Origin of the sequence: Sodalis praecaptivus (assembly GCF_000517425.1) — a bacterium.
GTDB lineage: Bacteria > Pseudomonadota > Gammaproteobacteria > Enterobacterales > Enterobacteriaceae > Sodalis_A > Sodalis_A praecaptivus.
The window spans coordinates 399235-422099 of sequence record NZ_CP006569.1 but is presented as its reverse complement, the minus strand read 5'-3'; the positions used below and the strand labels follow the sequence as shown (position 1 = coordinate 422099).

Genomic DNA, 22865 nt, shown 5'->3' with positions numbered 1-22865 from the left:
CCGCGCCTGATCACCCCGATAATAACATCTGTCGTGCCGTCGCGAATAATAATTAACGTCCACGTCGGTGCGCAGTTTAACGGCGGCGTCACCCTGCCGTGGGCATTATTCGCGGTAGGCGATATCGGTGATATACCAGGTGCGGCGCCCGCCGGGGGTCATGACCTCCGCCTCGTCATCCACCGCCTTTGTTATTAAAGCGCGCGCCATAGGCGAGTCGATGGAAATGTAGTCCTTATGTTTGTAGATTTCATCGGGACCGGCGATACGAAAGCGTTTTGTCTCCCCCTCCGGGCTTTCCACCTCCACCCAGGCGCCAAAAAACACCCGCCCCTCCTGCTGCGGGGAATAATCCACCACCCGCGCCTCTTTCAGCACGCGACGCAGATAACGCACCCGCCGGTCAATCTCGCGCAGGATCTTCTTGTTATAATGATAATCCGCATTTTCACTACGATCCCCGAGGCTGGCGGCCCAGGCCACCTTTTCGGTAATTTCCGGCCGGTAGCGTTTCCACAGGTGGTCCAGCTCATCGTGTAATTCCCGGTAGCCCTGACGGGTAATAAGGTTGCTCTTCATCGTCACCTATCGTCGCAATACATCGCCAATAACGGCAATATACCATAGCGACGCCGAGGGTTAACGAACCCGGGCGGCTGGCATTTTGCCGCCGCAAACCGTATAACTGTGCAGGCCCGAGCAATCCTTATGACAAAATGAACTGTAACGCATGAATAGAGAGTCATTGAACCATCTTATCGCCGGCGAGCTGAAAGCCCGGGCGGAGCAGGTGGACGCCGCGGTGCGGCTGCTGGATGAAGGCAACACCGTGCCTTTTATCGCCCGCTATCGTAAAGAAGTCACCGGCGGCCTGGACGATACGCAGTTGCGTACGCTGGAAACGCGCCTGGGTTACCTGCGCGAGCTGGACGAGCGACGTCAGAGTATTCTGAAATCCATCGACGAACAGGGCAAATTGACCGAGGCGCTGGCCACGGCAATCCAGGGGACCTTGAGCAAAACCGAGCTCGAAGATCTCTACCTGCCCTACAAGCCCAAACGCCGCACCCGCGGCCAGATAGCCATTGAGGCTGGGCTGGCGCCGCTGGCGGATAGGCTCTGGCAGGACGCGTCCACGGATCCCGAGAGCGCGGCGGCCGAATTTGTGAACCCCGACGCCGGCGTGGCCGACGTCAAAGCGGCCCTTGACGGCGCGCGCTATATCCTGATGGAGCGCTTTGCCGAAGATGCCGCCTTGCTGGCGAAAATTCGCGCCTATTTATGGAAAAACGCCCATCTGGTGTCGCGGGTCGTCCCCGGCAAAGAAGAAGACGGCGCCAAATTCCGCGACTATTTCGACCACCACGAGCCGCTGTCCCAGGTGCCGTCCCACCGTGCGCTGGCCATGTTGCGCGGACGCAACGAAGGCGTGCTGCAACTGGCGTTGAACGCCGATCCGCACACGGATGAGCCGCCGCGCGCCAGCTACTGCGAGGAGATGATTGCCGATCATTTGCAGGTGCGCTTCAACCAGGCGCCGGCCGACGGCTGGCGCAAGTCGGTCGTCAGTTGGACCTGGCGCATTAAAATTCTGATGCACCTGGAAACCGAATTGATGGGCAGCATGCGTGAAAAGGCCGAGGAGGAAGCGATCCAAGTCTTCGCCCGCAACATGCATGATTTATTAATGGCGGCGCCGGCGGGATTGCGCGCCACCATGGGACTGGATCCGGGTCTGCGCACCGGCGTTAAGGTCGCGGTCGTCGACGCCACGGGCAAACTGGTGGCGACGGATACCCTTTATCCGCATACCGGCCAGGCCGATAAAGCCGCGGCGGCGGTCGCTGCGCTGTGTCTGAAACATCATGTCGAGCTGGTCGCCATCGGCAACGGCACCGCATCGCGCGAAACCGAGCGCTTTTATGCCGAGGTGCAAAAGCGCTATCCAGACGTGAAAGGGCAAAAGGTGATTGTCAGCGAGGCCGGCGCGTCGGTCTATTCCGCCTCGGCGTTGGCGGCGCAGGAATTCCCCGATTTGGATGTCTCGCTGCGTGGTGCGGTCTCCATCGCCCGCAGACTACAGGATCCGCTGGCGGAGCTGGTCAAAATCGATCCAAAGTCCATCGGTGTCGGCCAGTATCAGCACGATGTCAGCCAAAGCCAGCTGGCGAAAAAACTGGATACGGTGGTGGAGGACTGCGTCAACGCCGTCGGCGTCGACTTGAATACCGCCTCGGTGCCGCTGCTGATTCGCGTCGCCGGCCTGACGCGTATGATGGCGCAGAATATTGTCAACTGGCGCGATGAGAACGGCCGTTTCCGCGACCGTCAACAGCTGCTGAAAGTCCCCCGCTTAGGCCCCAAGGCCTTTGAGCAATGCGCCGGCTTCCTGCGCATCAATCACGGCGACAACCCGCTTGACGCCTCTACCGTGCATCCGGAGAGTTATCCGGTGGTAGAGCGGATTTTACAGGCCACGGAGAAATCGTTAAGCGATTTGATGGGCGATCCGTCTACGTTGCGCGGCCTGAGTCCGTCCCGTTTTACCGATGAGCGCGTCGGTTTGCCCACCGTCACCGATATCATCAAAGAGCTGGAAAAGCCGGGACGCGACCCGCGGCCCGAGTTCAAAACCGCCACCTTCGCCGACGGCGTGGAAACGCTCCAGGATCTTACGCAGGGTATGGTGCTCGAGGGTACGGTGACCAACGTGACCAACTTTGGCGCATTCGTGGATATCGGCGTACATCAGGACGGGTTGGTGCATATCTCCTCTCTGTCCGATCGGTTCATCGACGATCCGCACAAGGTGGTGAAAGCCGGCGATATTGTCAAAGTGAAAGTCATGGACGTCGATATGGCGCGCAAACGCATCGCCTTGACCATGCGGCTCGACGAACAGCCGGGGGAGGCGCCGGCGCGCCGGGATATAGGTGAACGCCGGCGGGACAACGGCGCAACGGCGTCTCGTCCCCCCGCTCGCGGCGGCGGCCGCCAATCCGGTAATGCCGCGGGCGGCAATAGCGCGATGAGCGATGCGCTGGCGGCCGCGCTGGGCAAACGGCGTTAACAACGGCGGGGCCGTAGAGACGGGCCCCATCATCCCTGTGCGCCGGTAGACCGGCGCTAAACGCCCTGTGGATAGGGGCCTGCGCCCTAATTGACGGGCGGTAGACCGGCGCTAAACGTCCTGTGAATACGGGCCTGCGCCCTAGCTGACGGGCGGTAGACCGGCGCTAAACGCCCTGTGGATAGGGGCCTGCGCCCTAATTGACGGGCGGTAGACCGGCGCTAAACGCCCTGTGAATACGGGCCTGCGCCCTGCCTGGGCGACGCCCCCAGTCCCCTGCCATTTAGCGCCTCTCGCGGGTCAGCGCGCCTTAACTGCGGGTGGGGCGCGCAGCGCCGGTCCTGTCCGCCGTCTCCCTAACGTCCAGGGTGAGGGTCTCCGTGCGGCTTTTTCTCGGCATCGGCGGCACCGGTGCGGTTAGGCTCACATTGGTGTTTACCACGGCCACAGAATGGAGGACTGGTAAATAAATTAATATTATAATTATTTCTATATTCACTATGCGGGCGATAATTACATCAAGTTTTAATAATTAACATAATATTTTCATTACACTATTTTTCGACGCTTATTTAATATTTACTGCCTATTGGCACAGGGTTATTTTCATTTTCCGCCGTGCGCCATGGCTAATAAAAATAGACGAACCCCACGCTATCGCCCGGAATCTTCGAGACGCTTAAAAAACTTAAATACTGTAAATACAGTGCACTGCATCAAACCGCAGGGAATAGATTTTTGCGATCGCCGCTGAAAAAAAGAATTTGGTTGATGGTTTGTTTTATTTAGCGCGGGTGATAAGGTGATAAAATTATTGTTATTGATAACTATTACTTTTACCATTTGCATTAATTAACACTGCGCCTGTCCGTTCTGACAAATCATACCCCCGGACGCCGGGGTATTTACCGTTTCCGCCGTGCTTTCGGTCACCATCAAGAAGGTCACTATGCAACTGCAATTGCAGCACCATTATAAAATTACCGGCTATGCCAAAGAGATCCCTCCCGCCTTTCGGCAAAAAATGCTGTCCCTTGGCATGTTGCCCGGCAGTTCGTTCCAGGTGGTGCGCGTCGCCCCGCTGGGCGATCCCGTGCAAATCGAGGTGCGGCGGGTACAGCTGGTATTGCGAAAAAAAGATCTGTCATTGCTGCTATTGAGCCGTGCCGACCATTGACCCGCCCTGCTCCGAACGCGCCGTGCGCCCGGGGTAATCCGTTTGTATTTGTCACTGCTTACAGGTTTTATTCATGATCACTACACGCACTGTGGCCTTGATCGGTAATCCCAACGCCGGCAAAACCACCCTGTTCAACCAGTTGACCGGCGCCCGCCAGCGGGTCGGTAACTGGGCCGGCGTTACGGTGGAACGTAAAGAAGGCTTTTTCACCACCGCCGCACAGCATATTACGCTGGTCGATCTGCCGGGCGCTTACTCTCTGACCACGCTGTCGCAGCAATCCTCGCTGGACGAGCAAATCGCCTGCCGGTATATCCTCGAACACCAGGCCGATGTGCTTATCAACGTGGTCGACGCCGCCAATCTGGAGCGTAATCTTTATCTGACGCTACAGTTGCTGGAGCTGGGTATTCCCTGCATCGTGGCGCTGAATATGCTGGATATCGCCTGCAGTCAGGGCATTAACATCGATATTCCGGCACTGGAGCGACGGCTCGGCTGTCCGGTGATCCCGCTGGTATCCACCCGCGCTGAGGGCATTGAAACCTTGAAGGCACGGCTGGACGGCCCGCTACCGGCGGCACCGTCACTCACGGTCGACTATCCGCCCGCCGTCCGCCAGGCGGTAGAACAGTTACAGCCATTCACCCCTCACGCGTTTTCGCCACGCCTGCGGCGCTGGCTGGCGCTGCATATGCTGGAAGGGGACATTCACAGCCGTGAGTTGCTGACCTCGCCCCAACGGCTGGAAAGCCTGCGCGCGGGCCTGCAGCAGGATGCGGCGCTGGCGATCGCCGATGCCCGCTACGCCACCATCATCGCCCTCTGTCAGGCCGTCAGTAACGGCCATTTGACGCAGACCAACCGCTTGACCGCGCGTCTTGACGCCGTGCTGCTCAACCGCTGGCTTGGCGTGCCGCTGTTTTTTATGGTGATGTATCTTATGTTCATCCTCGCCATCAATCTCGGCGGCGCACTGCAGCCGCTGTTTGAGGGCGGATCCGCCGCGTTGTTCATCGACGGCACCCAATGGCTGGGCTATCAGCTGCACGCGCCGCAGTGGTTAACGCTGCTGCTGGCCCAGGGCGTGGGCGGCGGCATCAATACCGTGCTGCCGCTTATTCCGCAAATCGGCATAATGTATTTGTGCCTGTCGTTTTTGGAAGATTCCGGCTATATGGCGCGCGCCGCGTTCGTCATCGACCGGCTGATGCAGTCCCTCGGCCTGCCGGGCAAGTCGTTCGTGCCGCTGATTGTCGGTTTCGGCTGCAATGTGCCGTCGGTAATGGGTGCCCGCACGCTCAACGCGCCGCGCGAGCGCCTGATGACCATCATGATGGCGCCCTTCATGTCCTGCGGCGCGCGGTTGGCGATTTTCGCCGTCTTCGCCGCGACTTTTTTCGGCCAGCACGGCGCAACGTTGGTATTTTCGCTGTATCTGCTGGGAATTGTGGTGGCGATCCTTACCGGATTGATGCTGAAATATACGCTCATGCGCGGCGAAGCGATTCCGTTCATCATGGAGCTGCCGGTGTACCACGTGCCGCACATCAAAAGTCTGCTGCTGCAAACCTGGCAGCGGCTGAAAGGCTTCGTGCTTCGGGCCGGTAAGGTCATCGTCCTGGCCAGCATGCTCATCGGCGCGCTTAACAGCTTCACGCTGCACGGCGAAGCGGCGGACAGCGTCAATCACTCCGCGCTGGCGGCGGTGAGTAAAACCCTGACCCCTCTGCTCAAGCCGATGGGCGTCCATGAGGATAATTGGCAGGCCACGGTCGGGCTGATTAGCGGCGCGATGGCCAAAGAGGTGGTGGTGGGGACGCTGAACACGCTGTATACCGCCGAACAGATCACCCGTACCCCGTTTGAGCCGGACGCGTTCGATTTGTTGGATGAATTGTCCGGCGCCATGACGGAAACCTGGCAGGGCCTACAGGATGTCTTCAGCTTCAGCGTTCTTGCCAACCCTATCGAAGCCAGTAAAGGCGACGGCGAGATGAGCGGCGGCGCCATGGGAATGATGAGCAGCAAATTTGGCAGCGCCACCGCCGCTTACAGTTATCTGATCTTCGTTCTGTTGTATGTGCCCTGTATTTCGGTCCTCGGCGCCATTACCCGCGAAAGCAGCCGCGGTTGGATGCTACTGTCGGCACTCTGGGGCGTTAATGTGGCTTATTCGCTGGCAACGCTGTTCTATCAGGCGGCCACTTTCATGCAGCATCCGCTTTACAGCGCGACGGCGATAGCGGCGGTTATCGTGGTCAACGGTCTTTTGATTGCCTGCCTCTACCGCTGTCGGGATCGTTTCCAGCCGGGGCTGTCCGCGGCGGAATCCTCACCCTGTTGCCAGCCCGCCGGCGGCGAAAGCTGTCACTAAGGAGGCGCGGTGTCTGGACTGATGCAGCTGCGCGACGCGCTGGAATTGATGGGCCAAGCGGACGCCCGCGCGCTGAGCCTGCGCCTGCGGCTGCCCCAGGCGATGGCCGCGGCGATGCTGGAACGGTTGGAGATGATGGGCCAGGCCGAGCGGGTGACCGGCGACGATACAGCCGCCGGCGCCTGCCGCGCCTGTTCGCGTAGCGCCCGCTGCCGGCTGCCCTGCTATCGATTGCGTTCGCCGGCCGCTTAGTCTGCTGCGCTCAAAGCAAAGGACCCTACGCTCACCGATGCCCGCCGCCGCCGCTGCCGGCTGCCCTGTTAACGGTGCATCCACCGGCGGCCGCCCGCTGAGCGCCAAACAAGTGACGACAGGGTTGTCGATGCCCGCCGCACCCGCCGCACCCGCCGCTACCGCTGCCGGCTGCCCTATTAACGGTGCGTCCACCGGCGGTGCGTTGAATCGGGGCAGCGCCGGAAAAATACGCTTTCCGGCGCATTCTTAGCATAGGAATTAATTCACTGATATACCGATCGTTTTCCGCATTTCTACCGCCTTCCCCGCCCGCAACTGTCATCAATCCCCTTGGCGATTTCGCTCCCAGTAGCTACAGTGACAACTAGGTATCATTGCCACGTTTATGCTGTGTCAGCACGTTCGTCACATCAACAAGGTGCCATGATGGAAGCCATAACCCGCTTGCTGAGAGAGATTTACCCCACCGCCTTAAGCCAGGGGCAACTGGACACCATCAAGAGCCAAATCAGCTTCGCCAAGTCCACGCCGCACCAGGCGCGCAAAACACACTGGGATCAGGACGATGTAGTGCTTATCACCTACGCCGACCAGTTTATGGAGGCGGAAAAACCCACCCTTGATACCTTCACCACTTTTTTTAATCACCGCCTGCGCAACACGTTCTCCCTGGTGCATTTGCTGCCGTTCTATCCCTACTCTTCCGACGATGGTTTTTCCGTCATCGATTATCAACAGGTCAATCCTATCGTCGGCAGTTGGCAGCAGATCGGCCAGCTCAATCGTTCCACCCGGTTGATGTTCGATTTTGTCTGTAATCACATGTCCGCCGAAAGTCGGTGGGTGAAAGGCTATCTGGCGGGTCAGCAGGCCTATGAGGAGTTCTTCATTGCCCTCCCCCCCGCCACCGATCTTAGCAGCGTGACGCGCCCGCGCACGTCTCCGCTGTTGACGCCGTTTACCGCGCAAGACGGCAGCACTCGCTATCTCTGGACCACGTTCAGCGCCGATCAGGTGGATCTCAACTTTGGCCGCCCCCAAGTACTGATCGCCGTTATCGGCGTATTGCTGCACTATTTAATTCAAGGCGCGGACTATATTCGCCTGGACGCGGTGGGCTATCTGTGGAAAGAAGTGGGCACCCGTTGTATCCATTTACCCCGCACCCATTTGCTGGTGAAACTGTTCCGCGCCATTTGCGATGAGGTCGCGCCGGGAACCGTGATTATTACCGAAACCAACGTGCCTCATCAGGATAACATTAGCTATTTCGGCAACGGCCGCGATGAAGCGCAGATGGTATACCAGTTTCCGCTGCCGCCGCTGGTGCTGCACGCGCTGCACAACGGCAGCAGCCGCGCCCTGCGGCACTGGGCCGCCGGGCTGGACATCGGCGGCGGCACTACGACCTTTTTTAACTTCCTCGCCTCCCATGACGGCATCGGTATGAATCCGCTGCGCGGCATTCTGCCGGAGGCGGAAATCATCCGGCTCGTGCGCGATCTGGAGAGCGAGGGTGCGCTGGTGTCCTATAAACAAAATACCGATGGCACCACCAGCCCCTATGAAATCAACGTTACCTATCTGGATGCGCTTAACCGGCGCGAGGATAGCGATGAGACGCGGCTAAGCCGCTTTATCCTCGCCCATGCCATTTTGTTGGCGTTTCCGGGCGTGCCGGCTGTTTATGTACAGAGTATCCTCGGGTCACGTAATGATTATGAAGGGGTGAAGGCCGCCGGGCATAACCGCGCGGTCAATCGCGAAAAATACCCGCTGAAAAACATCGAAGCGATGTTGGATGAGGAGACCGGCTTGCGCTCGCGCGTATTCCGGGCGCTGAGCGCCCTTATCCGGCTGCGTCGGCGGCAACAGGCGTTTCACCCCGATGCGGCCATGGAGGTGCTGGAGTGGGATAATGCGCTACTCGCCTTTTACCGCCGCGCCGCCGGCCAGCGGCTGCTGTGTATCTATAATTTGGCAAATAAAGCGGTGAGCTGCACCCTGCCTGACGGCGATTATCGCCAACTGACCACCGACGGTTCGGTCAGCGGCGGCCCCCTGACCCTCGCGCCCTATACGTTCTACTGGCTTGAACCCCTAACCGAGCGCTGACGCAATCGGGCAGCGGTCCGATTTGGGCATTGGCGCAATCAGCCTAGGTTCCGGCTTGGGCCGCAGCGCCACCGCTGATGCAATCAGGTAACGGTCTGGCTGAAGTCGCACAGCGCCTGGCAGAAAAGCGCGGGATGAGAAATGAACGGCGCATGCGCCGCGCCGGCAAAGACGATGCTTTGGCTGGCGGGACTGCATTCATCCACCAAGGGGACCACTTTACGCGGCACCAGGCCGTCCAGATAGCCGTACAGGCGCAGCAGCGGCACGTCAAGCCGTCCTAGCGCCGAGCGCAAATCACTGGCGCGCAGCAGCGCCAGCCCGCCGGCCAGCACTTCGGTCTCGGGCGTCGGCTGCGCCAATACCACACTTTTCAGCCAGCGCGCATCTTGACGCGCGGACTCGGTTCCCAGCGTTTGCAGACCGAGAAAACGGCTGACGGTTCGGGTGAAATCCGAACGCAGCTCCTGCGCAAAGCCCTCCAGCACCTCCGGCCTTATCCCTGGCCAGTCGCCGTCGGCGCAAAAACGCGGTGAAGAGGCCACGGTAATCAGGCCAGCGACCGCTTGAGGGCGCCGATACGCCACCGTGGTCGCCACCAGCCCGCCGAGCGACCAGCCTAGCCATAGCGCGCCGGCGGGGGCCCGTGACGCCACTTCCTCCGCCATCTGATCCAAGGTCAGCGCCCCGTATCCGCGGCTGCGGCCATAGCCCGGCAGATCGACCAGGTGCAGGCGAAAATGCGGCGCTAGCCGCGGAATAATGCAAGACCAGACGCCGGCATTCAGTCCCCATCCGTGCAGCAGCACAAGATCGCGATCGCCGGTACCGGTCGTTTGCCAAAACAGTGACGTCATCTGTTATCGTCCAAAAGTCGGAAACAAAAAAGGTTAACCCTATGCTAACAATCAGCGCCCTGTGTTGGCTATGCCGGCAACCGCTTTGGTTCAGCCATCACGGCGTTTGCCGCGGCTGCGTTAGAGTGCTGCTTGCGGAGCAGGGAATCGCCTGCCCGCGCTGCGGACTACCGGCCGGCAGCGAACGCCAGCCGTGCGGACGCTGCCGGCTGCAGGCCCCGCCCTGGCAAAGTCTGCTTACGGTAGGGGACTACCGTGCGCCGCTTAGCCGGCTGGTGACAAAACTTAAATATCAGGGCGACACTGGCCTTGCCCGCGTGCTGGCGCGACTGCTGTGGTTGCGCTGGCGCGATCGCGCCGCCGAGGGGGATGAAAAGCCGGATTTGTTGCTTAATGTGCCTTTGCATGCCTATCGTCACTGGTGTAGGGGCTATAATCAAACCGAACTGCTCGCCGGTGCGCTTGCGCGCTGGCTAAAGGTTCCCTGGCAGGCTCAGGGGCTGTTCCGCTACCGCGGCGGGCCGCCCCAGCAGCGCTTAGGCGCCCGTCAACGCCGGCATAGCCTCCGCGGTGCCTTCTTGTGCCGCGTGGATGTCGCCGGGAAACGGGTGGCGCTGTTGGACGATGTTGTTACCACGGGCAGTACCGCCGGCGAGATAAGCCGGCTGCTGCTGCGCCACCACGCGCGCGAAGTGCAGCTGTGGAGCATTTGTCGCACCTTGTAGTCTGTGGGGGAAAGGGCGTATAATATCCGACTAGTTTAGTCAACTATTGAGTGAATGTTATGATCCGTATTACCGATGCTGCCCAGGAACATTTTGCTAAATTGCTGTCCAATCAGGAACCCGGCACCCAAATCCGCGTGTTCGTTATCAATCCTGGCACGCCCAATGCGGAATGCGGCGTTTCATACTGCCCGCCGGATGCGGTGGAGGCCACCGATACGGAGCTGAAATTCGATAAAATCTCGGCCTATGTGGATGAGCTCTCCGCCCCTTACCTGCAGGATGCGGAAATTGACTTCGTCACGGATAAGCTCGGCTCCCAGCTGACGCTGAAAGCCCCCAATGCCAAAATGCGCAAAGTGAGCGACGACGCGCCGCTTATCGAGCGGGTTGAGTATTTGCTGCAGTCGCAGATTAATCCGCAGCTGGCGGGCCACGGCGGTCAGGTGACGCTCATGGAAATCACGGATGATATGCTGGCTATCCTTCAGTTCGGCGGCGGCTGTAACGGCTGTTCGATGGTGGATTACACGCTTAAAGAAGGGATCGAGAAAGAGCTGCTGGAGAAATTCCCCGAACTGAAGGGCGTGCGCGATTTGACCGAGCATCAGCGCGGCGAACACTCCTACTATTGATCGGCGGTAGGCCCGACCTGACTAGCAGCGTTAGGCCTAATCTGTCGATGGCGTCCGCCAAAACACACCATCGGCGTTAAGCCCGATCCGTGAACGGGCGTTAGCCCTGCCTGGCCATCGGCGTTAAAACCGACCGGCAAGCGGGCGTTTGCCCGACTTAATCCTCGACGTTCCCTTTGCCGCCCCGCCCCCGCCAGCGGCCGACCGCCGTCAGCAGTTGGATAATCTCAGGGTCGTTAAACAGGGTCTCGAGATCCCGCGTCAACTTGCGCCGCCAGTTAGGATAGGCATCGGTGGTACCGGGCACATTGACCGGTGTTGCCATCTGCAACCAGTCTTCGGGCTGTAGCCCCAGCAGCGCGCTGCGGCTTTGCGCCACAAAACGGTGGATAGCGGCGTTCAACGCCGGCGACATGGCCACCTCCTCCGCCCGCAAAGGGGTGGCGGCCGGCAGGCAGCCTGCGCGCCGCAGCGCGTCCAGCAACGCCTGCCGTTCCAGACGTCGTTCCTCCAGCAGCCGCCGCCAGGTCTGCTCATCATCATATAGACCCAGCCGGTGGGCCAAATCAATATCCGCCCCTTGCCAGAAACCGCTTAATGTCGCTAAATCATGGGTGGTAAGCGTCGTCATCGCCTGTGGGGGATATTCCGCCGGCGCGCGGAATTGCTGGTCCTGTCCGCGTTCAAAAAACAGCACCTTATACGAATACACGCCCGCGGCGCGCAGCTTCTCGACGATATCATCCGGCACGGTGCCGAGATCCTCGCCGATGATCATACATTGCTGGCGCTGGCTCTCGAGGGCCAACACCGCCAGCAAATCCGCCACCGGGTAGCGCACATAGGCCCCGTGCTCAGGACCATAGCCCCGCGGTACCCACCACAAGCGCATTAACGCCATTACATGATCCAGGCGCAGCGCGCCGCAATAGCGCATATTGGCGCGCAGCATATCGATAAACGGCTGATAGCCGCGTTCACGCAACACGTTCGGATCCTGCGGCGGCAGTTGCCAATTCTGCCCCTGCGGGCCCAATCGGTCCGGCGGCGCGCCCACCGACGCGGATAAGCAGTACAGGACGGGATCGGCCCAGGTTTCTACACCGCCATCGCCGACGCCCACCGCCAGATCGCGATAGATCCCTATCGGCATCCCCAGCCGTTGGCTGAGGCGGTAACAGCCATCCAACTGCCTGGCCGCCAGCCACTGCAAATAACTGAAAAAAACGATCTCGTCCTGGTGCTGTCGCCTAAAACGCGCCAGCGCCGCGCTGTCGGCCTGCTGATATTCCGCCGGCCAGTCGCGCCAGCCCGGACTCAGGCAACCGTGCGCAACCTGTTCAAGGTGCAGCGCATCAAAAGTCGCCTGCTGATAAAGGCTATCACCGCCGGCCGCGATAAACTCCGCCAGCGATTGGCGTTCAGGATCGTCTGCCGCACGTCGATTAAATTGCGCCCAAGCGTAACGCAGCGCCGTCAGTTTCAGCGTCATCACCTGCGCATAATCCACCTGGTCATTCGCGCGCAGCGCCTGTAGCCGGCGGCCGGTTTCCGGCTCTCGCCACCAAAGCTGCGCCTGCTCACTGTGCAGAAAATCGTCCAGCCCGCCGACATCAAGGTAGATAATATTCAAGTAGCGGCGCGAAGAGGGACTATAAGGACTGGCCCAATCGGGCAGCGCCGGATACAGCGCGTGCAGCGGGTTAACGCCGACAAAAGCGCCGCCCAGCCGGCCGGTCCCGGCGATCATTTGCGCCAAATCGCCAAAATCGCCGATGCCCCAATTGCGTGCTGAACGCAGCGTATAGAGCTGGACCGTGCTGCCCCATAGCCGCTGTCCCGCCCGGATCGCCGGCGGCTCATAACAGCGCTCGGGGGCGACAATCACCCTACACTCCCAGCGCGCATCTTTAACGCACAGCGTCAACCGGTGGTAGCCATCGGACACCCCCATCGGCAGCGTCAGAAGATGCGCGCGCCCCGTCGTCGCCGGTTCAAGCGCCTCGTCGTCCACCGCAGGCGCCGCCCGGGTCTGCCCGTGATGTTGTTTGCCCGACTCCTCGGTCAGCGTCCAAGCTCCAACGATCCCGGCGGGCAGCGTCAGCGAGCGCTCACGGTGACCGCCGGTGACCCATACGGGCGGCAGCGGCGCCGAACTGTCACCGGCGTTGGCTCCTGGCATCGCGTCCAGCAGCAGCCGCAGCGTTTCCGGGCTGATGCTGCGCGGCCGTTGCCATGCGTCGACGTAGTCGGTGATAATGCCGGCCCGCCGCGCGCGCTGATAAAGCGCCTCCGCCCCTGTCATCGTCATGTCCCGTGCTTGACCATGCTCATCTCCGGCAGCGCCATCGTGGCGCCTCAACGTTTTGCCTGCCAGATACGCTGCTGATAATCGCGTATCGCGCGGTCCGAGCTGAAGAAGCCCACCCGCGCGGTATTTAGCACCGCGCTGCGCGTCCAGTCATCGGCGCGGCGATATAACGCGTCCACCTGTTGCTGGGCCCGGCAATAAGCGGCGAAATCCGCCAGCACCAAATAAGGATCACCGCCTTTTTGCAGACTGTGCAGTAAAAGCTCGAAGGCGTGCTTGTCTTTGTAGCTGTAGCTACCGCTGGCCAACTCCGCCAACAACCCTTTTAGCGCCTTATCCTGCTTCAGAAACCGCGCCGGTTTATAGCCGTCGGCGAGCAGCGCCTTTACCTGGCTTATCGTGTGGCCGAAGATAAATATATTCTCCTCGCCCACCTGCTCGGCGATTTCCACATTGGCGCCGTCGAGGGTACCGATGGTTAACGCGCCATTCAGCGCCAGTTTCATATTGCCGGTACCCGATGCCTCTTTACCGGCGGTGGATATTTGCTCGGACAGATCCGCCGCGGGTATCATCCATTCGGCGAGCGTCACGCGGTAATCGGGCATAAAAATCACCTTCAAGCGATCGTTTATCTTGCGGTCGTTATTGATCTTATGCGCCACCTGATTGATAGCGTAGATAATATTTTTTGCCAGCGCATAACCCGGTGCCGCCTTGGCGCCGAACAAAAAGACGCGCGGGACAATGTCGAGATCCGGGTTATCCCGCAGCCGGCGATAGAGCGACAGAATGTGCAACAGATTCAAATGCTGGCGCTTATATTCGTGTAGCCGTTTGATCTGCACATCGAACATTGCTTGCGGGTCGACGACAATGCCCGTCATCTGATGGATTTTATCGGCCAGCCGCCGTTTGTTGTCGTATTTAATCTGCTGAAAACGGGCGCGAAACGCCGCATCGTCCGCATAGGGCGCCAGCGCTTGCAATCTTTCAAGCCGGGTGATCCAGCCTTTGCCAATGGTTTCGTCAATCAGCCCCGCCAGCGCCGGATTACACTGTTTCAGCCAGCGGCGCGGAGTAATGCCGTTGGTGACGTTATGGAACTTCCGCGGCCACAGCTGATAATACTCGGGAAACAGGTCGCTTTTCACCAGTTCGGAATGCAGCGCGGCGACGCCATTGACCGCAAAGCCACATACCACGCATAAATTCGCCATCCGTACTTGTTTATCCTGCACGACCGCCAAGCGGCGCCATACCGCGTTATCGCCCGGCCAGCGCTGCTCCACCAGCACCCGCAGCCGGTCGTTAATGTGCCTGATAATGGCGAAATGGCGCGGCAGCAGCGTCTGCAGCAGCTTTTCATCCCAGTATTCCAGCGCCTCCGGCATCAGCGTATGGTTGGTGTAGGCGAAAGTGCGTGACGTAATCAACCAGGCTTCATCCCATGTGAGCCGGTGTTGGTCGAGCAGCACGCGCAGCATCTCGGGGATGGCGATAGCCGGATGGGTATCATTAAGCTGGATAACTTCATAATCCGGCAGAGTTTCCAGACTGCGGCCGGCCAGATGGTGACGGCGCAAAATGTCCGCCACCGCACAGGCGCACTGGAAATACTGCTGCATCAGCCGCAGCTGTTTGCCTTCCTGATGGTTATCGTTCGGGTAAAGTACTTTAGTCAACTTGGCGGCGTCGATCCCGTCCCGTTCGGCTTTAAGGAATTTCCCGTCATTGAACAGCGCCAGATTGAACGGATGCGGATGCGTCGCCTGCCATAAACGCAGCGGCAGCACCGCGCCGTTGCCAAAACCGACCACCGGCAAATCCCAGGCTTCGCCGATAAGCGAGAACGCCGGTTCCCAGCGGCTGCCGCCCTGATCGTCTTTCACCAGTTTGCCGCCAAACCCGACCTCCACATTGAGCGCCGCGTTATGACGGAACCAGGGATAGGTTTCTCGATGCCAGTCGTCGGGGGATTCCCATTGCTGGCCTTCGGCGAAGGTCTGGCGAAACAAGCCGTACTGATAATTCAGCCCGTAGCCGATGGCAGGCTGGCCCACGGTCGCCATGGAATCCATATAGCAAGCGGCCAGGCGGCCCAGGCCGCCGTTACCCAGCGCCGGATCGACCTCGTATTCCAGGATATCGGCAAGACTCACCTGATAAGCTTCGAGCACCCTTTTGACCGTATCGTACCCGCCAAGATTGATAAGATTATTGCCGGTCAGACGTCCCAGCAGGAACTCCATGGACAGGTAATTGACATGACGGAGGATCTTGTTACTTTTGCCCGGTTGGGCGCTTGGGGGGACGATACTTTCATTGACCGCCGCGCTGACCGCCTGCCACCACTGAAACGGGGTCATTTCCTGCGCGCCGGCGAGACCATAACGTTGCCACTGGCGATCTAGCGCCGCCTGGAACGCAGCTTTATCAAATTTGGGTTTTGGCATATGAACGTCTCTATCCTGTTAGGCTAAAGTGGACAGCGCCGGAAAACCGGCCCCCTGATCCTGCCATCGTCATGGCGATCCCGGCGCCCACCGCAAGCGACCGCCATGGCAAACTACGGTTATCCCAAGGTTTAGCGGAGCGGCACGCCGCGCCTGTGGCCATGTCAAACCACGACGCCCCCCGCGGCGTACCCCAAGGGGTCGCCGTTCATGTCGCCGTGCAAAAGCTAGCGGAAGGGTCTGGCTAAGCGCCGTGATGATCAAAGAATAGACAACGGCGTTAAAAAGGGGAGAGCCGGCGTGAATTTTTACGCTCGAGCCCTTACGCTCAACACAGCTCCAATTTCACATCGGAGTGTTCGATAAGCGTCATCACCCCCGGCGGCGGCAGTTGGTCGGTAAACAGATAATCTACCAGGTCCATTTTGCCGAGATTAACCATGGCGCTGCGGCCGAATTTGGAATGGTCGGTCACCAGCATCACGCAGCGAGAATTGTCGATAATCGCCCGTTTGGTGCGCACCTCATGATAATCGAACTCCAGCAGCGAGCCATCCAAATCAATGCCGCTGATGCCGAGGATGCCGTAATCAAGCCGAAATTGAGAAATGAAATCGAGGGTGGCCTCGCCGATAATGCCGCCGTCGCGCGTGCGCACTTCGCCGCCGGCCAAAATCAGGCGGAAATCTTCTTTGGCGGTAAGCAACGTCGCCACGTTAAGATTATTGGTAACCACCCGCAGATTTTTATGACCCAGCAGCGCGTGCGCCACCGCCTCCGGCGTGGTGCCGATATCGATGAACAGCGTGGCGCCGTCGGGGATTTGGCTGGCGACGCGCGCCGCAATGCGCGCCTTTTCCGCCGACCACATCACCTTGCGATCGTGGTAGGCAGCGTTGACCGAACTCGACGGCAGCGCCGCGCCGCCGTGATGACGCTGGATCTTGTTCTGCTCGGCCAAATCGTTCAGATCGCGCCGTATTGTCTGGGGACTGACGGCAAAGTGATCCACCAGCTCCTCGGTACTGACGTAGCCCTGCTGGCGAACCAGCTCGATAATGGCATCATGCCGCTGCGTTTGCTTCACATTGACTCCTCTGCTGCCGGCCGATCAGCGCTGATCGCCGTGACTCCGACGCCGCCGCGTTTGCCAGAACGCCATCAGCAGGCCCGTTACCAGACCCGCCACGTGCGCGGCATTGGCTATTGCGATACCCAAAATATTAAAATAGCCGGCAATGAGCCATACCAGGGCGAACACGATGACCCCGCGCGGCATAGATAACGGCCCGCCGGGATTTTTCTCGCCGTGCCACCAGACATAGCCCATCAGCGCATACACGACACCAGACAGACCGCCGAAAAAGCTCCCGCTGAAATGCGACTGCACCACGCCGCTGACGATTGCCGAGAGCAGGAACAAAATGAGTAATGACTCCCTACCGCGGTAGCGCTCCGTCAGGCCGGCCAGATACCACCACCACACCACATTGAACACCAGGTGCAATAGCGAGAAATGCAAAAAGGCATGGCTGACCCAGCGCCAGCCCTGGGCGTATTGGGCCGGACCGGCGGGATACGCCAGCGCGGCCATTACCCGATCATCGCCGAGCAGGGCCATTAGCACAAAGACCAGCACGCACAGTGCCGTTACCCCCAACGTCAAGGGGCCAGCCTGCTGACGCAGCGCCGGCAGCCAGGCGCGCAGGCCGGCTCCCGTCACGCCGCGGTAATGCAACGAACCGGTACGCCAGCTGGCGGCCTGATAACGCGGATGCTGCGGTTCAAGTAAAAACGCCTCCAGCGCCGCCTCGACCTGTTCCAGTTTTTCGTCCTGGGCCAGCCACAGCTCGGTATAACGCCCCTGCGGACGCAACTCCATGTCCACGCCCTGGGTTTTCATATAATCAATGAAGGCCAACGCCAGGCGCGCGTTAGACAAGGCGGTAACTCGAATCATGTTTTACTCACGCTGCCATAATCAGGTAATGGTGGAACAGAATACACGATTCGCGGGCTAAACGCGCGGCCCGACGACGGCTTCCCCCGCGCGCCAACGCCGCTAGACGTCCAGGCAATGTACTGAGGATAAAGGAGAAACGCCGGCAGGCGAAATGCCGGCGCGGTAGATTGCGACGCGCCTCGCCGACGCCCGCCAATTTTGCGATCTAAGTCTCAAAGCGAGGAGCGCAACGCAGCCACCTTCCCCCTCTCCGTGCAGCGACGGCCGGTGAACCGTGACGCGTTTTTGTCGCTATAGCGATTCCGTATCCTGCGGAAAGGCTTTCAGCCAGGCGTCAAACCCGCCATCGACGCTGTAGGCGGCCTCAAACCCCTGGCTCAGCAGATATTGGGCGGCGCCTTTACTGCTATTGCCGTGATAGCACATCACCAGTACCGGCCGGGCGGCATCCTGTTGCGCCAGAAATGCCGGCAGGGTGTCATTGGTCAAATGGAACGCGCCACGGGGATGCCCGGCGGCGAAACTTTGCGGATCGCGGATATCTACCAGCACCGCATCCCCCCGCTGCCAGCGCTCTCTGGCCAGTTCTACGCTGATTGTTGCAAATTGATCCATACCCTGTCGCCTCGTTTGATCAAAAGATAGCACGCCTCGCGGCAGCGAAAAGAGTGTAGCAAGCCGTTGGCCGGCATGCAGCGCTTTTCACCGGCATCCGGCCGCGCCCTATCGGCGTCTGACTCGATATGTAACCCCCATCGCCGTGGCGGCGACACGCGCTGACCGGGTAAAAACGTTAACTGCGTCACGCATGGCCTCTTTTTTGCACAGAGTTCTTGGCGTGGATGTTGGTTTGCGCATACAATTATGAGCGAAAACGAACATAAAAGAACTGTAACGCGCATTGGGAGGAAGGTAACGTGGAAACCAAAGACTTGATCGTCATCGGCGGCGGGATCAACGGTACCGGCATCGCTGCCGACGCCGCCGGGCGTGGACTGTCCGTATTGCTGTTGGAAGCGCAGGATTTGGCGTGCGCCACGTCGTCCGCCAGCTCCAAACTCATTCACGGTGGCCTGCGCTATCTCGAACATTATGAATTTCGTTTGGTGAGCGAAGCGCTGGCCGAACGGGAGGTGCTGTTAAAAATGGCGCCCCATATTGCCTTCCCGATGCGCTTTCGATTGCCGCACCGGCCGCACCTGCGCCCGGCGTGGATGATCCGCTTGGGCCTGTTTATGTATGATCATCTGGGCAAACGCACCAGTCTGCCGGCAAGTGAGGGCGTTCGATTTGGCGCGGATTCGGTCCTGAAACCGGAAATCGTGCGCGGTTTCGAGTATTCAGACTGTTGGGTGGACGATGCGCGTCTGGTGGTGCTCAACGCTCAGGAAGTGGTGGCGCGGGGCGGCGATGTCAAAACCCGTACGCAGGTGACCCGCGCCTGGCGGGAAAACGGTCTGTGGCACGTCGAGGCGCGCGATAGCCTGACCGGCAAGAGCCAACGCTGGCAGGCCAAGGGGCTGGCCAACGCCACCGGCCCTTGGGTGAAACATTTCATCGATGACAGCCTGCATTTACCGTCGCAGTACGGCATCCGCCTGATAAAAGGCAGCCATATCGTGGTGCCGCGGGTCCATTCCCAGCCGCAGGCGTACATTCTGCAAAACGAAGATCACCGCATTGTGTTCGTCATTCCCTGGATGGAAACGTTCTCGATTATCGGCACCACCGACGTGGAATATCATGGCGATCCGGGGGAGGTGCATATCGATGACGGTGAAATTGACTATCTGCTCAAGGTTTATAACGCCCATTTCAAACGGCCCCTGGGCCGCGAGGACATCGTCTGGACCTACTCCGGCGTGCGCCCGCTGTGCGACGACGAATCCGATTCGCCGCAGGCGGTGACTCGCGACTATACGCTATCGTTAAGCGATGAAGACGGTAAAGCGCCGCTGCTGTCGGTATTTGGCGGCAAACTCACCACTTACCGCAAGCTGGCCGAACATGCGCTGGAAAAACTGGCTCACTACTATCCCCACGCCAAAGGCGCCTGGACCCGCAACGCGGTGCTGCCGGGCGGCGATTTCGTCGGTACTCGCGACGACTATGCCGCCGTGCTGCGCCGCAAATTCTCCTTTCTGCCGGAAGCGCTGGCGCGGCGCTACAGCCGCACTTACGGCACCCGCAGCGAGCAGCTGCTGGCGGGCGCCGCCGGCCTGGCGGATCTGGGTGAAGATTTCGGTCACGGCCTGTACGAAGCCGAGCTGCGCTATCTGGTAGCGCAGGAGTGGGTAGTCACGCTGGACGACGCCATATGGCGCCGCACCAAACTGGGCATGTGGCTGGACGAGGCCCAGCAGGCGCGTATTGTCGACTGGCTGGCGCAGCACGTCAGTCCGGCGCGGCTGTCGCTGGCGTCCTAAGCCCCGCCCGGCCGCCCGCTGGCGCAACTACAGGCGGACGGGCGCCACTTTCCAGATTTCCTCGGCATATTCGCGGATCGTCCGGTCGGAGGAGAAATAGCCCATGCTGGCGATATTCAACGCCGCGCGGCGCGTCCATTCGTCCGGGCGCTGATACAGGCGGTCCACCTCATCCTGGGTATCGACATAGCTGCGGTAATCCGCCAGTAGCTGATAATGATCCCCCAAGTTGACCAGCGAATCGAATAAGTTGCTGTAGCGTCCCGGCTCGCCGGGGCTGAACACGCCGGTGGCAATCTGCGATAGCGCCAAATGCAGCTCCGCATCCTGCTCATAATAGCTGCGTGGATTGTAACCGTCGCTACGCAGCGTCTCGACCTGCAGGGCGGTATTGCCGAAAATAAACATATTCTCCTCACCCATATGCTGGCGCATTTCGATATTAGCGCCGTCGAGCGTGCCGATGGTCAGCGCGCCGTTAAGGGCAAACTTCATGTTGCTGGTACCTGACGCCTCGGTGCCGGCCAGAGAGATTTGTTCGGAGAGATCCGCCGCCGGAATAATCAGCTGCGCCAGGCTGACGCTATAGTTCGGCACGAATATCACCTTGAGCCGGTTTTTCATCAGCGGATCGCGGTTGATCACCGCCGCCACATCGTTGATAAGGCGGATAATATGCTTCGCCATGTAATAGGCCGAGGCGGCTTTGCCGGCGAAAATATTGACCCGCGGCACCCAGTCGGCGTCGGGATTCTCGCGAATGCGGTTATAGCGGGTAATGATATGCAGCACGTTTAGCAGCTGGCGTTTATATTCGTGAATACGTTTGATTTGCACATCAAACAGCGCCGCCGGATTGACCACCTCGTCCAGCTGATTCGCCAGATAGGCCGCCAGCTGTTTTTTATTGGTCAATTTTGCCTGCTGGAGCTGAACAATAAACGCGGGAAAATCGATGTGCCCCTTCAGTTCTTCCAATTGACCGAGATCGGTACGCCAGGTGTGGCCGATGGTTTCATCCAGCACTGCCGATAGCGGCGGATTGGCCAGCGCCAGCCAGCGCCGCGGCGTCACGCCGTTGGTCTTATTGCAGAAACGATCGGGGAACAGGCGCGCGAAATCGGCGAACAGCGACTGCACCATCAGCTCAGTATGCAGCTCGGAGACGCCATTGACCTTATGGCTGGCGATCACCGCCAGCCAGGCCATCCGTACCCGACGGCCGTTGTGTTCATCCACGATAGACACCCTCGACAGCAACTCGCTGTCGCCCGGCGCCTGCGCCTGGACCTGATTGAGAAAATGATCGTTGATATCGAAAATGATTTGCAAATGGCGCGGCAGGATCTTGCCCAGCATGTCCACCGGCCAGGTCTCCAGCGCTTCGCTCATCAACGTATGGTTGGTGTAGGAAAACGCTTGGCAGACCACCTCCCAGGCGCGGGCCCAATCAAACTTATGCTCATCGATGAGCAGACGCATCAGTTCGGGAATGGCCAGCACCGGATGGGTATCATTCAAATGGATAGCGATTTTATCGCCCAAGTTATCGAAGGTGTTGTGCAGCAGCCAATGGCGGTTGAGAATATCCTGCACCGTGGCGGAAACGAGGAAATATTCTTGTCGCAGCCGCAGTTCGCGGCCGGAATAGGTAGAGTCGTCAGGATAAAGCACGCGGGAAACATTTTCGGAATAATTTTTGTCTTCCACCGCGGCGAAGTAGTCGCCCTGATTAAATTTGCCGAGGTTGATCTCACTGCTCGCCTGCGCGCTCCACAGCCGCAGGGTATTGGTGGCATCGGTATCAAAGCCCGGGATAATCTGGTCATAGGCGCAGGCCAGCACCTCTTCGGTTTCTACCCAGCGGATTTTGGCGCCTTCATGCTGTAGCCTGCCGCCGAAACGGACCTTATAGCGGCTGGGGTGGCGGGGAAACTCCCACGGGTTGCCGTACTCCAGCCAGTAATCGGGAGACTCGGCCTGCTGGCCGTTGACGATATTTTGCTTGAACATACCGTATTCATAGCGGATGCCGTAACCGCGTCCCGGCAGCGCCAAGGTCGCCATCGAGTCGAGGAAACAGGCCGCCAGCCGACCCAGACCGCCGTTGCCCAGGCCGGGATCGTTCTCCTCGGTAAGCAGATCGTCCAGCTCCAGCCCCATTTCATCCAGCGCGACCCGGGTGTCCTCATAAATTCCCATCGCCAGCAGCGCATTAGAGAGCGTGCGGCCGAGCAGAAATTCCATCGACAGATAATACACCTGGCGCACATCCTGCGACAGTTGGGCGCGGTTGGATCGCAGCCAGCGCTCCACCATACGATCCCGTACCGCCAGCAGCACGGCATTCAACCACTCGTGTTTGTTCGCCACGGCGGGATCTTTGCCGATGGTGAACATCAACTTGTAGGCGATGGAGTGTTTAAGCGCCTCGACGCTGAGGGTGGGTGACGCATAGATAAACGGTGAATTCATGCCCGTGTTTCCCCTGGTTG

Annotated in this window: 16 protein-coding genes; 8 read left to right on the top strand and 8 right to left on the bottom strand. The window is 59.6% G+C overall.

The window, feature by feature from the left end; translation table 11 throughout:
* Positions 1-105: 105 nt before the first annotated feature.
* A complete protein-coding gene (greB, locus tag SANT_RS01865) occupies positions 106-579 on the bottom strand; it encodes a transcription elongation factor GreB (protein WP_025420626.1) in 474 nt (157 codons plus the stop codon).
* A gap of 151 nt (positions 580-730) precedes the next feature.
* Here greB and SANT_RS01860 point away from each other — a divergent pair, with 151 nt between their 5' ends.
* The 5 genes from SANT_RS01860 (at position 731) to SANT_RS01835 (ending at position 8997) form a co-directional block, all read left to right on the top strand.
* Positions 731-3070: a Tex family protein gene (locus SANT_RS01860; RefSeq protein WP_025420625.1), complete on the top strand. Its 2340-nt coding sequence runs from the start codon at positions 731-733 to the stop codon at positions 3068-3070.
* Between the two features lie 949 nt (positions 3071-4019).
* A complete protein-coding gene (feoA, locus tag SANT_RS01855) occupies positions 4020-4247 on the top strand; it encodes a ferrous iron transporter A (protein ID WP_025420624.1) in 228 nt (75 codons plus the stop codon).
* Positions 4248-4323: 76 nt separating this feature from the next.
* A complete protein-coding gene (gene feoB / locus SANT_RS01850; protein WP_025420623.1) occupies positions 4324-6627 on the top strand; it encodes a Fe(2+) transporter permease subunit FeoB in 2304 nt (767 codons plus the stop codon).
* A 9-nt stretch (positions 6628-6636) separates the two neighbouring features.
* The gene (locus tag SANT_RS01845) at positions 6637-6879 is read left to right on the top strand and encodes a FeoC-like transcriptional regulator (RefSeq protein ID WP_025420622.1); all 243 of its coding nucleotides are present in this window, start codon (positions 6637-6639) and stop codon (positions 6877-6879) included.
* A gap of 429 nt (positions 6880-7308) precedes the next feature.
* On the top strand, positions 7309-8997 hold the full coding sequence (locus SANT_RS01835; protein ID WP_025420620.1) for an alpha-amylase family glycosyl hydrolase: 1689 nt from the start codon (positions 7309-7311) through the stop codon (positions 8995-8997).
* Positions 8998-9080: 83 nt separating this feature from the next.
* On the opposite strand, the gene bioH is transcribed toward SANT_RS01835, so the two are convergent.
* Complete coding sequence (bioH, locus tag SANT_RS01830; RefSeq protein WP_025420619.1) at positions 9081-9854, bottom strand: pimeloyl-ACP methyl ester esterase BioH; 774 nt, start codon at positions 9852-9854, stop codon at positions 9081-9083.
* Between the two features lie 41 nt (positions 9855-9895).
* Between bioH and SANT_RS01825 the strand changes: the two genes are divergently transcribed.
* Both SANT_RS01825 and nfuA read left to right on the top strand, forming a co-directional pair.
* Positions 9896-10579: a hypothetical protein gene (locus SANT_RS01825; protein ID WP_025420618.1), complete on the top strand. Its 684-nt coding sequence runs from the start codon at positions 9896-9898 to the stop codon at positions 10577-10579.
* A 59-nt stretch (positions 10580-10638) separates the two neighbouring features.
* Positions 10639-11214, top strand: coding sequence for a Fe-S biogenesis protein NfuA (nfuA, locus tag SANT_RS01820; protein ID WP_025420617.1), 576 nt, complete (start codon positions 10639-10641; stop codon positions 11212-11214).
* Positions 11215-11371: 157 nt separating this feature from the next.
* Here the strand turns inward: nfuA and malQ are convergent, their stop codons facing one another.
* From malQ to glpE, 5 genes are all read right to left on the bottom strand, one after another.
* A complete protein-coding gene (malQ, locus tag SANT_RS01815) occupies positions 11372-13519 on the bottom strand; it encodes a 4-alpha-glucanotransferase (protein WP_038668986.1) in 2148 nt (715 codons plus the stop codon).
* 53 nt (positions 13520-13572) lie between these two features.
* A complete protein-coding gene (malP, locus tag SANT_RS01810) occupies positions 13573-15981 on the bottom strand; it encodes a maltodextrin phosphorylase (protein WP_025420615.1) in 2409 nt (802 codons plus the stop codon).
* 328 nt (positions 15982-16309) lie between these two features.
* Positions 16310-17068: a DeoR/GlpR family transcriptional regulator gene (locus tag SANT_RS01805; protein WP_025420614.1), complete on the bottom strand. Its 759-nt coding sequence runs from the start codon at positions 17066-17068 to the stop codon at positions 16310-16312.
* A 24-nt stretch (positions 17069-17092) separates the two neighbouring features.
* Positions 17093-17941: a rhomboid family intramembrane serine protease GlpG gene (gene glpG, locus SANT_RS01800; RefSeq protein ID WP_025420613.1), complete on the bottom strand. Its 849-nt coding sequence runs from the start codon at positions 17939-17941 to the stop codon at positions 17093-17095.
* A 294-nt stretch (positions 17942-18235) separates the two neighbouring features.
* The gene (gene glpE / locus SANT_RS01795; protein WP_025244061.1) at positions 18236-18559 is read right to left on the bottom strand and encodes a thiosulfate sulfurtransferase GlpE; all 324 of its coding nucleotides are present in this window, start codon (positions 18557-18559) and stop codon (positions 18236-18238) included.
* A gap of 302 nt (positions 18560-18861) precedes the next feature.
* Between glpE and glpD the strand changes: the two genes are divergently transcribed.
* Positions 18862-20370, top strand: a complete 1509-nt coding sequence (gene glpD, locus SANT_RS01790) for a glycerol-3-phosphate dehydrogenase (RefSeq protein WP_025420612.1) — start codon at positions 18862-18864, stop codon at positions 20368-20370.
* 27 nt (positions 20371-20397) lie between these two features.
* Here glpD and glgP read toward each other — a convergent pair whose 3' ends face one another.
* Positions 20398-22845, bottom strand: coding sequence for a glycogen phosphorylase (glgP, locus tag SANT_RS01785; protein ID WP_025420611.1), 2448 nt, complete (start codon positions 22843-22845; stop codon positions 20398-20400).
* Positions 22846-22865: the final 20 nt, after the last annotated feature.